We start from the raw sequence: 16,825 nt of genomic DNA on the forward strand, positions 1-16,825 counted from the left end.
ATAATCTAGTAGACAGCATTCAAAAGCCCTTTTCACCGCTTGTAAAAAAGGGGGGGGTATTATAATGAAAAAGTATGAGGTTTATAATGCCATTCTAACCACATAGTTCATGAAAAATAAGTACTTAAAGGGCGCTCATTTATCCGAGCGCAAATTTAAGGAGATCCTGCGGCTGTTTGCCGATGATCTGACTGCGACCCAGATAGCCAATATCAGCGGTGTAAGCAGGGTAACGATTAACAGTTATCTGAAAAAGCTACGACACCAGATTGCCCGCTACTGTGAGACGCAGCATCCTGCGCCTGTTCCCGTTTTAACCTACGACAGCAGACCCAGTGACCTAACCCCGGACCACGACAGCGACACGCTGGTGGCCGTAAAACCGGAAGTAGACCGGATTGTTAAGCCAGTAATTTTTGGCATCTGTAGATCCTCAGACAGGTTGCACACCGAAATTCTCCCAGATGTAAGCCGTTCCATGATTCATGCTGCTACCCGCGGCCGTTCCGTATTGGAAACCCAGGGTGCATCAGAACGTTTGCGCCGGTTTAATGGTTTGGTAGACTTAGGTCAGTACCGCCTGTACAGATTGGGGCAATCGACAGACACCCATCAAATGGATGATGTAGATGCCTTCTGGGGCTTAACCAAGCACCGGTTGGCCAAGTTTAAGGGGTTAAACCGTAACACAGCCTATTTGCACCTGAAAGAGTGTGAATACCGGTTTAATCACCGTAATGAAGATCTGTTTATGGTATTGTTGGAGTTGTTAAAAACATATCCACTTACCCTTTCCTGATAAGGTATTGTGCCCCGCTTTATGCGGGGCAACATTAATCTCGATTTAGATTTTGGTTGATGAGTACAGGCGGTAATCTTGCCGCTTGTTTATTTTCATGCCTATATGCATAATGTTTTGTTATTATAAGTTAATGAAACGTTAAAAACTTGTTATCTGAATGTTATCACCAACTTTTCCAGCTTAATTTTTTGTTAAGAATTATTATATTTGAAGCCGGTTGAAAATTTGCTAAGGAAACTGCTTATGAGGAAGAAGTTGATTACTTCTGTTGCTTTTTTATTAAAAAAAATGCAATAGAGTAAGTCAATGGTTAGTTATTATTAAAGTATTTATTACACACTTACTTTGCCAGCTCTCTCCAGTATTAAAGTTATTCCAGCTTACATTTTACTTCAACTCTTTTATTAACGGAAACTTATTGAATTAAGGCTTTATAGCCTTGATGTGGATTTTTATTTTTTTTAAGGTTAAGGAAACAACAAAATCATGCTTATGAGGAAAGTGTTATTTCTCCTCTTGTCCGTGCTATTGCTGGGCGGACAGGTCTTTGCGCAAAGCCGCACAGTGACGGGGAGAGTTACCGACGGTAAAGACGGTTCGCCTATACCGGGAGTAACCATTCAGATCAAAGGAACCAACAAGGGCACCATGTCCACTCCGGATGGTTCTTACAAAATTACAGTAGACAATAGCAATGCAGTCCTCTCCTTCTCCTTTGTAGGATACCTGGTGAAAGAACTGCCCGCTAACAAGGAAGTAGTAAATGCTACCCTGGAGGTAGACAACAAGCAACTGAGCGAAGTGGTAGTAACCGGTTACACCCAGGTAGACCGTAAAAAAATGGTAAGCTCCATTGCAGAAGTAAGTTCCAAACAAATTGAGAACGTACCTATGCCGGATGTTAACCAGATCCTGCAGGGACGTGCGCCAGGTGTGGTATCTGCCTCCGCTTCCGGACAACCTGGTTCCGCACAGAAAGTAACCATCCGTGGTGTTGGTTCCCTGAGCGCCGGAGCAGGTCCATTGTACGTAATTGATGGTATCATCATCAACAATGGTCAGTTCAACTACGACAACCAAACACAGAGCAGTGACATCATGGCCAACCTGAACCCTAACGACATTGAAAGCGTGAACGTCCTGAAAGACGCATCTGCTACAGGTTTGTATGGTTCAAGAGGTAGTAACGGTGTAATCGTTATCACCACTAAGAAAGGTAAAGCCGGTACTTCTAACGTGAACTTCAAAGCACAATACGGTTTTAACGCTCCCAGCTTCGGTAAATGGAAACAGATGAGCGGTGAGCAGGCTTTCAATTACGAGAAAGACGTGCTGCGCTTAAATAAAGTGTCAGAAGCCGATATCAAAGCGCAATATCCAGACTCTTTACTGAATCATATGTTCGACTGGAGAGATGCAGCATTCCAGAACGGCCGTACCCAGAACTACCAGATTTCTTCCAGCGGAGGAAACGATAAAACCAAGTACTACATTTCCGGTGCTTACTTCAGCCAGGATGGTGCCTTGATTTACTCAGGTCTGAAACGCTACTCTGTGGTGTCTAACATCCAACACAAAGTAAACGACCGCCTGGATATCGGTATGAACCTGAACCTGTCTTACAGCGATGCTAACAACGCCGGTGCAGGTAACCGTTACAGCAGCCCATTGCTGGCAAGTTTTGCCAACTCTCCCATGCTGAACCCTTACAAGCCTAATGGTAAGTTGTACACTGGTATGGAAGATGCATGGGCAAACTCTTCTACCGGAGATAACTTCCTGTATTCAGTTCCCCTGAACAGCAACAACAACTATAACTTCCGTGGTTTGGGTAAAATGTTCCTGAGCTATCGCATATTCGACTGGCTGAAATTTACGCAGAATATTTCTGCTGATATGATCATGGCCCGTCAGAAATCTTTCCAGGATCCAACTACCGCCGATGCATTCAACGCTGTTGATAATGCGAAGAGCGGAAGCTTGCTGGAAGGTAGTCAAACTAACAGAACCATCACTTCACAAACTTCCTTCTCCGGTAACTTCAATATTGGCGAAAAAAGCCAGTTTGATTACCTGGCATTAATGGAATATGTGCCTACACACTTTGATGGATTTAACACATCTGGTATTGGCTTTGCCAATGGCAGACTGCCTGTGCTCGATGCAGCGTCTACACCACAGGCGGTAGCAGGAAATACCTACGACTATCGTTTCGTGTCTTACCTCGGCCAGTTAAACTATACTTACAACAATAAGTACTACCTGACCGGATCCATTAGAAGAGATGGTAGCAGCCGTTTTGGTATCAATAACAGATACGGTACCTTCTACGCATTGGGAGCTTCCTGGCGTATAATAGATGAGGAATTCATGAAATCCCAGCACATCTTCTCCAACCTGAAACTGAGAGCCAGCTACGGTACTTCCGGTAATGCCAATTTCGGTAACTATACCTGGATGGCGTTGTACAAATATAATGTTGGATACAACGGCGCACCAGGTGGAGTGCTGGATGGTATTGGAAATTCTGATCTGACCTGGGAAAAAAGCACTAACGCTAACGTAGGTTTTGATATGGGCTTCCTGAAAGACAGGCTTACTGTTTCTGTGGATCTTTACAATAAGAAAAGTACCGGGTTGTTGATGAATGTACCTGTTCCTCCTTCTGTTGGTATGATCGACAGACCAGCTAACGTAGGCACTATCAGAAACCGTGGTATTGAAGCAACTGTTTCTTCCGTGAATATTCAATCCAAAGAAGTTACCTGGACCACCGATGTTACTTTTGCACTGAATCGTAACAAGGTTTTGGCACTGAACAACCATGAGCCAATCAATAACTTCAAAGATTATGAAGGTAACGTGTATACCAATACGATTTTGAAAGAAGGATTACCTGCATACACTTGGTTCCTGAGAGAATGGGCGGGTGTAGATCCTGGTACCGGTGATCCTCTGTGGTATACTGCTGATGGTAAAACCACCAACGATATCAACAAAGCGAATTACAGAACTTTCGGTAACACCATGCCTAAGTTTACTATGGGCTTCAACAATACGGTTAATTACAAAGGCTTCTCCCTGTCTGCATTTTTCTATGTAAACCAGGGTAATGAAATCTTTAATGGTACAAAGAGATATGGTGACGCAGATGGTGGCCGTTTTGGTTGGAACTACAATGTAGAAGCAGGTCAGAACTACTGGACTACAGAAGGTCAGAAAGCAGATCGTCCTAAACCGGTGATTGGTGGAAACAAATCCTCCAATGCTTCTTCTACCCGCTACCTGGAAGATGGCTCTTACATCAGGCTCCGTAACCTGACATTAGGTTATAACCTGCCGGCTAACATGTTAAAAGCAGCTAAAATACAGGGTGTGCGCGTGTATGTGCAGGGCGCTAACCTGTGGACAATTACTAACTACTCTGGTGTAGATCCGGAAATCGGAACGGATGGATTTGAATTCTTCAAATATCCGGTTAATAAGAGCGTGAGCTTTGGAGTAGATATCACATTGTAATTTTAAAAGGATAATCAGCATGAAAAAATATATCATAGGCATATTTGCAGCAGCTACCCTGTTACAGGCATGTTCAGGAAAACTGGATCTGAAGCCAAGCAACTCGCTGCCAATAGGAGATGCGTTAGCCGATTTACCGGCTATACAGTCTGCGCTTGCAGGAACATACGATGTATTGCAACAGAAAGAATACTATGGCCGTAACTTTTGGTTGATGACCGAATTAAGCGGCGATAACGTATACCTGGCAGCTAAAAACAGTAACCGTTTTATATCCAGTTTTAAGCGCGAATACAATGTGCAGGATGCAGATGTAACGGACTTCTGGAAAACAACCTATAAAGCCATCCTGGGTGCTAATAACATCATCAACAGCGTAGATGCTGTTGAAGGAGATCAGGAGTTGAAAAACGTAGCGAAAGGCGAAGCATTATTTATCCGGGCATTGGCTTATTCTGACCTGGTAAATATGTTTGCCAAACCTTACCGTAATACCAATGGTAGCCAACCAGGTGTGCCGGTTAATCTGAAATTTGCTATCGTAAAAACACCACGCAGCTCTGTAGCTGATGTGTACACCAGAGTTATCACCGACCTGACAGACGCTAAAAAATTACTGGCGAATGTTGGCGCCAGCACGAAATACCATGCGAGCCAGTATGCAGCATCTGCATTGTTGGCAAGGGTATATTTAGCAAAAGGAGATGACCAGGCTGCCATTGATGAAGCCACCAACGTTATAAACGCAGGTTTCTCATTAGCACCAGCAAGCGCGATTCCTACTTTTTATAATACCCCTGGTAGTGCAGAAGAAATATTCACACTCAGATTTGTGGGTACTGCAGAAGACCTGGGATCTGATAACATTGGTATGATGTACCTGAAACCAGGCTATGGTGATGTGCGTGTATCTCCGGATCTGTATAGCACCTTTACAGCTACCGATGTACGTGAGAAGTTGATCGGTATCTTTTCAGACGGTAGTACCGGCGAGAAAACCAACCTGAAATTTGCTGGTCAGGAAAGTATAGCTGGTATGCACAGCCCCAAGCTGTTGCGTTTGGCTGAAATGTACCTGATTCGGGCAGAAGCATACGCACACCTGCATCAATCTGCTAAAGCGATCAGTGATCTGAATACCCTGAGAGCGCAGAGAGGTCTTGATCCATTAGCCGGCGTAGCCGATAATGAAGTACTGGATTATGTACTCAATGAAAGCAGAAAAGAGTTCATGTTTGAAGGTCATCGTTATTTCGATCTCCTGAGAAACGGCAAAGATGTAGTACGCAATTTCTGTCACAATACATTGGAAATAACAGCTCCTTGTACCATTGGTGCTGCTTCCACGATTGCCCTTTGTCCTATTCCTCAATTGGAACTGAACACCAATCCAATTGAACAGAATCCAGGTTACGGTCAATAATTGATTGATTTTTTTGCAATAAAAAAGGGGGACGCCAACAAGCGTTCCCCTTTTTTATTTGATCATATCGGGATCAAAATTACATACCACAAATAAAATATGTGTATGAAATATATGTAATCATTCTTATCATCTAATGCAACCTTTCCAAATAATCACGTGTTATCACCTTTATTTAGTAAGAACTATATACTGTGATATACTGTGATATGCAGATGTTGAGCTAGTAGCTGATTGTATTTTATGAATAATACTTCATGTATCTATATTCTTAGAACTAAACATTGTTAACTGCTTTCTTGTCAATCAAAATAAATCGCTTATGAAAAAAGAGCTACTTCTATGGCTGCTTTTGTGTACTGGCGTGCTCAACGTATTTGCACAAACGCGGTCGATCACTGGAAGGGTTACTGATGCAAAGGACGGCTCTGCGCTGCCCGGAGTAACCGTTGTGGTAAAAGGTACTGCAAAAGGCGTTTTTACTGCCGGTGATGGGTCCTATAAAATTTCAGCAGATGCCGGGTCCATGCTGGTGTTTTCATTCGTAGGATACCTAACTAAAGAGTCGTCGGTAGGATCGAGTAATGTGATTGATATATCGCTGGAGGCCGACAAAAAGCAATTGGGTGAAATAGTAGTTACTGCGGTAGGTATTAAGAGAGATGAAAAGGCATTGGGGTATTCTTTAACGCAGGTAAAGCCGGATCAGATTCTTCAGAAGTCGGAACCCGATATGTTAAAAGGCCTGCAGGGTAAAGTTGCCGGGGTGGACATACGTACTTCCCAGGGTACACCAGGCGCCGCTACCCGTATCAACATTCGCGGTAATACCTCCTTCTTTGGAAAAAATGAACCGCTCATTGTAGTAGATGGTATTCCCTATAACAATGACCAGGTAACCACCTCAGCGCAAACCTCTGGTGGTGGTGCGTATTCCAGTGGTTTGTCTTCTCTTGATCCTAACGATATTGCCTCTATGAACGTACTGAAAGGTGCTGCTGCCGCGGCCTTGTACGGTTCCAGAGCCTCTAATGGCGCTATCGTTATTACCACCAAATCCGGTAGTGCCGGCAGATCCAAAAAAGGATTGGAAGTAACCTACAGCTCTTCACTGGCATTTGAAAAAGTGGCTGGTTTGCCCGATTATCAGAATGATTACGGCGCCGGATCTTCTTTTAAATACTCCAATGCCAACGGCTCCTGGGGACCTCGTTTTGGTACCCTGGATTCCATCCCGGCATGGCCCGATTACCTGGGTGCTTATCCTGAGTTATTTTCTTCTACCGGGAAAACACCTTACAGAGCCTATCCTAACAACGTAAAAGATTTGTTCAGAACGGGATCCATGTTTGAAAATTCTGTTTCTGCCAATGGTGGTACAGAGAAAAGCTCCCTGAGTGTTACTGCTTCTTACCTCAACCAGGACGGGTATGTTCCCCGTTCCAGCTTCAACAGAGGTAGTTTGAGTTTGGGAGGAACCACTAAATTGGATATGGGCTTAACCATCAGCGCTCAATTTTCTTATTCCCGCAGTAACCAGGTAGGTAGCCCGTTTGGTGAAAACCAGGTAGATGGCGCCGCTTCCTCTTTCGCCAGAAACCTATTCCTGGCCAGGAACTGGAATATTGCAGGACTGCCTGACCATGATGCCAACGACCGTTCCATCACGCCTATTGGTACACAATTCGATAATCCGTTGTGGTCATTCCGGCATAATACGATTACGACTAACACCGACCGCTATGTAGCCGGTATCAAGTTTGGTTATACCGTGGCAGAGTGGTTAGCACTTTCTTACCAGATTGGAACTAATACTAATAACCTGTTCAGACGCGAAGTAACAGACATCGGGTCCCGTGCTGCTGAAGGATTGGGAAGAATTGTGGAAGATAATTACCAGTTCCAGGAAATAGAATCTAATCTCATTGCCACCATCACGCCTAAGTTCAGGAACCAGGACTTCGATTTCAAAGCAATTGTTGGTCATAACGTAAACCAACGTACGTCGCGCGATAGATTATTCCTGGGGAATGAAATCGTATCACCGGGCGTTTATACATTGGACAATACTAAAACGGTGTTGCCTAACGGTGGCTTATATTCTCAAAGAAGACTATGGGGTATGTTTGCAGACCTGGAGTTTGGATATAAAAACTGGGCTTTCCTTTCTGTTACGGGAAGAAATGACTGGTCATCCACATTGCCGTCTAATAACAGAAGTTATTTCTATCCAAGTGTGTCGGGATCATTTGTATTCACGCAGGCATTTGATTTGAAAAGCAACGTACTCACATTCGGTAAAATCCGCGCCAGTTGGGCAAAAGTAGGAAGGGATGCGGATCCGTATTCACTACAAACTATTTTCCGCCTGAATAGCCCTATTACAGGTGTTTCCGGAGTTATACAATCGCCAACGGCCAACAATCCGAATCTCAAACCAGAGTTTACCAGGGATGTGGAAGTAGGAGCTACACTCGAATTCTTTGAAAGAAGAATTGCCCTGGATTTTGCCTGGTATAGCAGGAAATCGTCTAACCAGATTGCGCCGATCACGCTGCCTGGCTCTTCCGGCTTTACCCAGTTTTATGAAAACTTCGGGGAAATATCCAATAAAGGTATTGAAGTGGATCTGAATGTAGTGCCTGTCAGGACCAAAGATTTTACCTGGACTGTACACTGGGTATTTACCAAGAATAAGAGTGAGGTGCTTTCCCTGTTACCAGGCGTAGAAAGAATTCCATTGTTCAATGTACTCAACACCATTTCTCCTTACCTGGAGCCTGGCAAGCCTTTCGGCTACCTGAGAGGAACTGTGGATTACCGGGACGATCAGGGAAATTTGCTGATCAATCCTAAAACCGGATTGCTGATTAGAAATACAGAGCAGGCTATGATTGGAGATCCTAATCCTGATTTCAAAACAGGGGTGAATATGGGCTTTAACTATAAAGGCATTTTCCTGAATGCGCTGTTTGATCTGACCAAAGGAGGCGACATGTATTCTGTGACCACCAGCAGCCTGTTAGGTCGTGGTGTAACGAAGGATACCAAAGACCGCGAATCCGGTTATGTAATACCCGGTTTCTATGGCGATGCGAATACCGGTAAACCTATACTGGACAGTAAAGGAGAGAAAATACCGAATACCACTAACATCAGTTTGCGCGAAATGTATTTCGGAGAATCATTTGCTATTAACGCTGCCACCGAGTGGAACGTATTTGATGCCACCGTATACACTTTCCGTGAGTTGGCGGTGGGTTATGACCTGCCTAAAAAGTGGTTTGACAGAACACCCATCGGTAGTTTAACGGTTACGCTTACAGGAAGGAACTTATGGTACGCAGCACCTAACTTCCCGAAATATACAAACTTCAATCCGGAAACAAACAGCTTTGGTAATACTACCACACAGGGTATTGAATTATCCAGTGCGCCTACAACCCGTAGGTACGGTATCAACCTGAAAGTAAGTTTCTAAATTATCAACAAGTCAAAACCCGGAATTTATGAAAAGATCGATGTATGTGTTTTTAGGGACGTTGATATTATTGACGGCGTGTACTAAAAACTTCCTGGATATAAACAAAGATCCTAACTATGCGGCCAAAACATCGGAGAACCGTTTGTTGACAGCAGCAGAACAAGGACTCTCCTATGCATTGGGATTCACCAATGATAACAGGGGGGCAAGAGGATTAACAGAAGTGCTATCTGTATACATGCACCAGGTAACAGTAAGAGAAGATCCAGATCAATATGGATCAGATGGGAATGATATTAACCTTACCGGTTCCTGGACCGATATGTACAGCAGTTCACAGGCGCAGGTAGGATCAGACGTACTGGGTACTTTACAGAATGTGGAAACCATCATTTCCCAGGGAACGGCTAATGGAAACATGGTGTACGTAGGGATCGCAAAAATTATAAAAGCGTATGCCATCAGTCAGTTTGTAGATGCTTTTGCAGATATCCCCTATTCAGAGGCCAATCAATTTTTGGTAAACGGTATTCCAAATGGTATCCGGTATCCTAAGTATGATAAGGGGGCAGACATATATCCTAAATTATTTGCACTGCTGGATGAGGGGATTGCTAATTTAAGCGTAGATGCAGCCAATCTGATTACTCCTGCGGGAGATGATCTTTACTATGGTGGCGACAAAAAGAAATGGGCAAACCTGGCACGTACTATTAAACTGAAATTGTATAACCAGGTACGATTGGTACAGAATGTTTCTGCACAGGTAGCAGCACTGGAAGCAGAAAACAAAATGATTAGCCAAACGTCTGAAGGTTTTATGTTTACTTATGGCAGGAGTACTACACCTGATGATCGTAATCCAGGGTATAACGACTATTTTGCCACGCAACGTTCTCACTACATGAGTCCCTGGTTTTATGAAATTCTGAGAGGATATAACAAGAATATTTTCACGGATAACAGGGATCCAAGAATTCCTTATTATTTCTATGAGCAATTGCATTATAATGATGAAGCAGAAAATGCAACGGACTACCGGGATAGTGGTTTTGTTTCTATTCTTTTTGGATCTGTAGGTGTGAACAGGAATTTTGGACAGGATGGATCCCTGACTATATTCGGTATTTATCCCGTAGGGGGCCGTTATCAGGCAGTAGATGATACGGCTAGTCTTGATGCATCGATGGCAACCGGTGCTGCTCCATTCAGGATGCTGACTTATGCAGACCGGCTTTACATTGAAGCTGAATTGATGTCAACAGGCGTACTGGGAGGTGATGCACGGGCAAAGCTGATAGCGGCAATGGCGGAATCATTTAAGCAGGTAGATTATGTAGTAACGCTGGCATCCAAGCAACAGGGAGTGCCTTTGATAGCCGGAAGTGATGATGAAAAGGCATATACTGCAAAAGTACTGGCGGAGTATGATGCCGGTTCGGCCGCTAAAAAACTTGAAATCATTATGACGCAAAAATGGATTCAAAGTTTTGGTAATAGTGTGGATCAGTATACAGACTATAGGAGAACCGGGTATCCGATTCTCTTTGATCCCAGAAACCCACAAATGGCGCCTGGTGGATTTTTCCAGCCTCCGTTAAAAGGAGACCCCACTATTGCGGGAAATCAACCTGCCGTTCCGGTAACGTTAAGTGTTAACTATCCCTTGTCTTTGCCATGGAGTAGTTTGGATTTGAACGTAAACCAAAATGCACCGAAACAGAAGATTCCGTCTACTTACCCGGTATTCTGGGATAAGAATTGATTGTATGCAAAAAAAAATATGGTTATGAATAGAATAACAACTTTCATCATAATAACATTGCTTACCGGAACGATGATAACCGGATGTAAGAAAGATCAGAATCCCCGGCTGCCTTCCGATACTAAAAGCGGAGCGCTTCCTTTGGTGAAGGCAGATAAAGGGTCTGGTACCACCATAAGTGATTTGGCTACTTTCCAGGGTAAATTCAGTGTAGGACTTTATTTCGCCGATAAAGAACAGCCGAAGAAAATGGATGTGGTAGTAGCATTGAACAAAATATATACGAACGTAAAAGTATTAAAAGCAGATGTAACCACCTACCCTACTGCCTTTACAGTTACGGCCCAACAGTTGGCTGACTTGTTTGGTGCGAAGGCGGATACGATGCACAGTGGTACTACATTTGAAATAGGGGCAAATGTGTTCATGAACAATGGACTGATGGTACCGATATTTAATCCGGTGGGATCCTCTTATGGTCCGGATGCTTCCAGTTATGTTGGCTCCAGTTTAAAAGTGACTTATACGATTAAGAAGTAACTAGAACGCACATACGAAAATTAAAAGCCGCCTCATGTCGGGGCGGCTTTTTAATTTTTTTTATTTTACCTTATAGCACGAACATGTTATTTCATGGCATTTTGCTTTCGTTAAATTTGCGTTAAACATGGTAATTTCGCTAAACCGAAAATCGACAACCACGATTTTTTTCTGTGTTACAACTGAATAGACGAATTGGTGTTTAGTACGCGTTTTTTATTGGGATATTTTTGCTTAGGGGAACTAGTTACGACAAACTTTTTCCATTTTAGAATTTATTGGGCTAATCACTTGTAGGCCAGGACTGCAATTCCGAGGGAAATTTATTTCTCCGGAAAAACGGACTGATGGCGATGTTAACTTGATTTGCTAAATCTAACAGGCTATTAAGGCGCGTCTGTCGCTGAAATACTCTGACTAACTTGTTATTTTTTGAATTGCTTATGAGATAACATTAACTGTACTGTAAAGTTTGGTCGCTACGTTAGCTATGCACGTAGCGTTTGTTATTTCACATACATATATCGGTTAAAAATAAAGGTAGGATGCCTAACGGTATTGCTATGCCTGTAATGGAGTACTTAGCTGTAGTAACAATTATTTCAAATCTAAATCGCTTATGAAGAAAGCAGTATTGTTCTTGCTTATTGCGGCCATCAGCGTTGTTCAGGCGCTGGCCCAAACGCGGCCAATCACCGGCAGGGTGACTGATGCCAAAGATGGTGCACCTTTGCCCGGTGTAACCGTTAAAATCAAAAATACCAATACGGGTACCACTACCAACGGGGAAGGTAAATTTACCCTGAATGTATCTGGTAACGCTGTGTTGGAGTTTACGTTTGTAGGCTTCGCTACGAAAGAAGTAGCTACTTCCGGAAAAAACAACATTGACGTTAAACTGGGTGCTGATGAAAAAGCCCTCAGTGAAGTAGTAGTTGTTGCCTATGGTACTACTAAGAAAGGATCCAATACCAGTGCTACTACACAAATCGACAGTAAGAAATTTGCTACCAGGGCAATTTCCAACGTTGCCGCTGCACTGGATGGAGCTGCACCTGGTATCCAAACAAATGCAGGAAGTGGCCAGCCTGGTGACGGTCCGGCTATCCGTATCCGCGGATTTGGATCTATCAACGCTTCCAGCGATCCTCTGTATGTAGTGGATGGAGTACCTTACTCCGGTAACCTGAGCAGCTTGAACGTGGCTGACATTGAAAGCATTTCTGTGCTAAAAGATGCATCTTCAGCTTCGCTCTATGGTTCCCGCGCCGCTAACGGTGTGGTGATTGTAACCACCAAGAAAGGTAAGAATGGCCGCAATCAGCTGCAGGTAACTGCCATCCAGGGCTTTAACTCCCGTGGTATTCCTGAATATAGCAGACTGGATGCAAAACAATATTATCCAATAATGTGGGAAGCGCAGCGTAATGCCCTGGTAACTAATAGAGTACCACTGGCTGAAGCTAACAGACGTGCTTCTGGCCTTGTTACCGGCGCAAAAGGTATCAAAGATTTGCTGGGATACAATCCATTTGACGTACCTAACAATGCGATTGTTGATACTAACGGAGTATTAAACCCTAATGCTAAATTGCTCTATCCGGATGATCTGGATTGGGAAAAAGCGGTTACCCGTACCGGCGCCCGTGGCGAATATGGTATCAACTATAGTGGAGGAACAGAGAAGACAGATTATTTTGCTTCACTGAACTACCTGAGCGATAAAGGATATGTAATCAATTCTGATTTCCAACGTATCAGTGCCCGTATCAACGTAAATACACAGGCTACTGATTGGTTCAGAACGGGTGTTAACATGTCAGGTACCTTTGTAAAATCAAACCAGACAGACGTTACCAGCAGTACTTCTTACGTAAATCCGATCTTTTTTGCCCGTAATATTGGCCCAATTTACCCGGTATATCAACATGATGCAACCGGTGCTTATGTATTGGACAAAGATGGCAACAAAATTTTTGATGTGGGTGGTGGCCGTGGTGCCAGCGCTTCTCCTGGACGTAATACCGTTGGTGAAAACCTGTTGAATGATAACTCTTTCACCCGTAATGTTCTCAGTGGCAGAACTTTTGGTGAAATATCTTTCCTCAGAAACTTTAAATTCACTACCAATCTGAGCGTAGACATTTCCAACACCAGAGCCAATACTTATTGGAATACTGTGGTGGGTGATGGTGCGCCAATAGGCTTGGGTGCCCGTACCAATACACAAATTTCCAGCTATACACTGAACCAGTTATTGAACTATAATAAAACCTTCGGTGCACATACCCTGGGTGTGTTAGTAGGTCACGAGAACTTTGATCAGACAGCAAACCAGCTTTATGGCGAGCGTCAGTCACAGATCATTCTCGGTAACTCTGAATTGTACGACTTTACTACCACCAATAACCTGTACTCATACAAAAGAGAATACAGAACTGAAGGTTATTTCTCCCGTGTTAACTACGATTATAACGAGAAATATTTTGCATCAGCGTCAATCCGTCGTGATGGAACTTCCCGTTTTTACAAAGACAACCGTTGGGGTAACTTCTACTCCATTGGTGCCGGCTGGCGTATAGATAAAGAAGACTTTATGCGTAGCGCTTCCTGGGTTAATATGCTGAAACTGAGATCTTCTTATGGTACTGCGGGTAATGATGCCGTAATTGAAGTAGATGGTAACGGTGTAGTAACACCAGTATACTATGCATGGCAAACACTTTATAAACTGGGCTTCAACAACGCACTGGAACCAGGTGTATTCTTCACTAAATTGGGTAATCCTCAATTGCAGTGGGAAGCTAATAAAAGCTTTGACGTAGGTGTTGACTTTGCCATACTGGATAACAGATTGTCTGGTAGCATTGAATACTTTAACCGCAGATCAGATAACCTGTTGTTCGACTTGCCATTACCACTTTCCAGCGGTATTGCTTCTAAAAACATGAACGTTGGTACGATGGTCAATAAAGGTGTGGAACTACAGTTAACAGGTGAAGTGATCCGTAAGAAAGACTTTAGCTGGACCGTAGATCTGAACCTGAGTTCCCTCAAGAACGTAATTACCAAATTACCGCAGGCTGAAATCATCAGCGGCACCAAGAAGCTGTCTGTTGGTCATTCTCTGTATGACTACTGGTTACGTGACTGGTATGGTGTAGATCCTACTGATGGTGCTGCGCTGTATGTTGCTGATAAGTCTACCGGTGCCGGTGTTCGTGTGCTGAAAAATGGCGATACTGTGACTACAAGTATCAACAATGCTAAGTATCACTATGCAGGTAGCGCTATTCCTGACTTATTTGGTAGCATCACCAATACTTTCAACTATAAACAATTCCAACTGTCCTTCCTGATTTCATTCCAGTTAGGCGGTAAAGTATATGATGCAACTTATGCTTCATTAATGAGTTCTGGTAGCTATGGTGCGGCTTTACATACCGACATCCTGAAACGCTGGCAGAAACCTGGTGATGTTACAGACGTACCACGTATGGATCAGAGCCAGACTTCCAACTTCAACGCCGGTACTTCTGACCGTTGGTTAACCAATGCTTCTTTCGTGAACTTAAGGTCAATAAAACTGGGTTATACTGTACCGGAGTCTTTCGCAAAACAAATACACATGCGTGCTGCTAACGTATTCCTGAGTGGTGAAAACCTGGCACTGTTCAGTGCACGTAAAGGAATGAACGTAGCACAGGCATTTACCGGTGTTACTTCGAATGTATATATGCCAGCTCGTATCATCAGTGCAGGTTTGAACATTACACTCTAAAATTTGAAAGAATGAAAAGGATACTTTATATATTCATTGCTTTTGCAGTATCCGGCGTGTCGCTGACATCCTGCAAAAAAGATTATCTCAACACTTCTCCAACTGAAACAGTAGAAGAAGGTGCGGTGTTTGTTGACGTGAAGGGCGCATGGGCTGCTTTGAATGGTATACATAGAGCTATGTACAAGGACTATGATAGCCAGGATCAAACGGGTCAGTCTACCATTATGATCGATGCAGATATGATGGGAGATGACCTCGTGATGACCAGCGCCGGTAATAACTGGTGGGTTGCCAACTATCAATGGGTTACACACCGTAACACCAGTGCTACCCAACTGAGATTTGTTTATTATTTCTATTACAGAATCATAGCGAATGCTAACAAGATCATCGAAAAGATAGATGGTATTCCTGGCCCTGATGCTGATAAGAAAGCCATCAAAGGTGAGGCATTGGCCTACAGAGGATGGGCGCATTTCCAGTTGGTACAGTTATTTGGTGCACGCTACGATGCTACCGCGAAGCCTAATAATCAACCAGGTGTGCCGGTGTTGACTAAGTTCACCATTGAGCCACAACCAAGAGCAACCGTAGAAGAAGTATACACCCAGGTAAACAAAGACCTGAACGACGCATTAACCAACCTGAGTGGTTATGTTCGTGATCCGGCTGCCAAATCTCACTTTGATACCACTGTGGTATGGGGACTTAAGGCGCGTGTGGCATTAACCATGCAGGATTGGGCTAATGCTGTTACGAATGCTGAATTGGTGATCAAGAAGGCAAAGTACAACCTGATGAGCAATACGGATTATGTAAGAGGATTCAATAACGGTGATAACGCAGAGTGGATCTGGGCCAGCCGTCCTACCGATGACCAGACTACTGCATTCAACGGATTCTTTGCCTACATGTCTATTAATTTCAGCTCTACCAATATCCGCAGTAATCCGAAAGCGATCAATAAATTGCTGTACGGTAAACTAACAGCAACGGACGTACGTGCGCTGCTGTGGGATTCTACCGGAAAGAAATTTACCGTACCTGCTTCTAACTTCACAAAGGCTCCTTACATGAACCAGAAGTTCATTGCTAAAGGAACCGGTAGCAGTGTGGGTGATGTACCTTACATGCGCTTAGCTGAAATGTACCTGATTGATGCAGAAGCAAATGCTCAACTGACAAATGATGGTGCCGCCGCTGATGCTTTGTACACGCTGGCAAAAAACCGCGATGTTAACTATGTAAAATCAACCAATACCGGCCAGGCTTTGAAGAATGAAATTTCTATTCAACGCCGTCTGGAACTGTGGGGTGAAGGCTTCCGTTTCTTTGATCTGAAACGTAAAAATGAAGCGCTGGACAGAACTGGCGCCAATCATGATCCTTCCCTGGCAAGTGTAATGACTATAGCTGCCGGTGATACAAAATGGCAATGGCTGTTCCCTCAGGATGAGTTAAATGCCAATCCTAAGATTGTACAGAATCCATAATAATTGTGAATAATC

General features: G+C 43.6%; 8 protein-coding genes. All 8 read left to right on the forward strand.

Annotated features, from left to right (window positions below; translation table 11 throughout):
* Window positions 1–109: 109 nt before the first annotated feature.
* The 8 genes from AC5ZC7_RS31110 to AC5ZC7_RS31145 all read left to right on the forward strand — a co-directional run bounded on the left by AC5ZC7_RS31110 (window position 110) and on the right by AC5ZC7_RS31145 (window position 16,810).
* Window positions 110–799: an IS1595 family transposase gene (locus tag AC5ZC7_RS31110; protein ID WP_496161475.1), complete on the forward strand. Its 690-nt coding sequence runs from the start codon at window positions 110–112 to the stop codon at window positions 797–799.
* Between the two features lie 495 nt (window positions 800–1,294).
* A complete protein-coding gene (locus AC5ZC7_RS31115) occupies window positions 1,295–4,321 on the forward strand; it encodes a SusC/RagA family TonB-linked outer membrane protein (RefSeq protein ID WP_496161474.1) in 3,027 nt (1,008 codons plus the stop codon).
* 19 nt (window positions 4,322–4,340) lie between these two features.
* Window positions 4,341–5,744 (forward strand): RagB/SusD family nutrient uptake outer membrane protein, encoded by a 1,404-nt coding sequence (locus AC5ZC7_RS31120; protein ID WP_496161473.1) that lies wholly within the window; start codon window positions 4,341–4,343, stop codon window positions 5,742–5,744.
* Between the two features lie 322 nt (window positions 5,745–6,066).
* On the forward strand, window positions 6,067–9,225 hold the full coding sequence (locus tag AC5ZC7_RS31125; protein WP_496161472.1) for a SusC/RagA family TonB-linked outer membrane protein: 3,159 nt from the start codon (window positions 6,067–6,069) through the stop codon (window positions 9,223–9,225).
* Window positions 9,226–9,253: 28 nt separating this feature from the next.
* Window positions 9,254–10,993 carry a SusD/RagB family nutrient-binding outer membrane lipoprotein gene (locus AC5ZC7_RS31130; RefSeq protein ID WP_496161471.1) on the forward strand — a complete coding sequence of 580 codons (1,740 nt, stop codon included), beginning with the start codon at window positions 9,254–9,256 and terminating at the stop codon, window positions 10,991–10,993.
* A 24-nt stretch (window positions 10,994–11,017) separates the two neighbouring features.
* Window positions 11,018–11,533, forward strand: coding sequence for a hypothetical protein (locus AC5ZC7_RS31135; protein ID WP_496161470.1), 516 nt, complete (start codon window positions 11,018–11,020; stop codon window positions 11,531–11,533).
* A 619-nt stretch (window positions 11,534–12,152) separates the two neighbouring features.
* Complete coding sequence (locus AC5ZC7_RS31140) at window positions 12,153–15,314, forward strand: SusC/RagA family TonB-linked outer membrane protein (protein WP_496161469.1); 3,162 nt, start codon at window positions 12,153–12,155, stop codon at window positions 15,312–15,314.
* Window positions 15,315–15,325: 11 nt separating this feature from the next.
* The gene (locus tag AC5ZC7_RS31145) at window positions 15,326–16,810 is read left to right on the forward strand and encodes a RagB/SusD family nutrient uptake outer membrane protein (RefSeq protein WP_496161468.1); all 1,485 of its coding nucleotides are present in this window, start codon (window positions 15,326–15,328) and stop codon (window positions 16,808–16,810) included.
* Window positions 16,811–16,825: the final 15 nt, after the last annotated feature.

Source organism: Chitinophaga sp. 9-1-y (genome assembly GCF_059511905.2).

Coding starts and splice junctions, on each gene's coding strand:
- AC5ZC7_RS31110 (WP_496161475.1), top strand. CDS start 110: ATGAAAAATAAGTACTTAAAGGGCGCTCATTTATCCGAGCGCAAATTT.
- AC5ZC7_RS31115 (WP_496161474.1), top strand. CDS start 1,295: ATGAGGAAAGTGTTATTTCTCCTCTTGTCCGTGCTATTGCTGGGCGGA.
- AC5ZC7_RS31120 (WP_496161473.1), top strand. CDS start 4,341: ATGAAAAAATATATCATAGGCATATTTGCAGCAGCTACCCTGTTACAG.
- AC5ZC7_RS31125 (WP_496161472.1), top strand. CDS start 6,067: ATGAAAAAAGAGCTACTTCTATGGCTGCTTTTGTGTACTGGCGTGCTC.
- AC5ZC7_RS31130 (WP_496161471.1), top strand. CDS start 9,254: ATGAAAAGATCGATGTATGTGTTTTTAGGGACGTTGATATTATTGACG.
- AC5ZC7_RS31135 (WP_496161470.1), top strand. CDS start 11,018: ATGAATAGAATAACAACTTTCATCATAATAACATTGCTTACCGGAACG.
- AC5ZC7_RS31140 (WP_496161469.1), top strand. CDS start 12,153: ATGAAGAAAGCAGTATTGTTCTTGCTTATTGCGGCCATCAGCGTTGTT.
- AC5ZC7_RS31145 (WP_496161468.1), top strand. CDS start 15,326: ATGAAAAGGATACTTTATATATTCATTGCTTTTGCAGTATCCGGCGTG.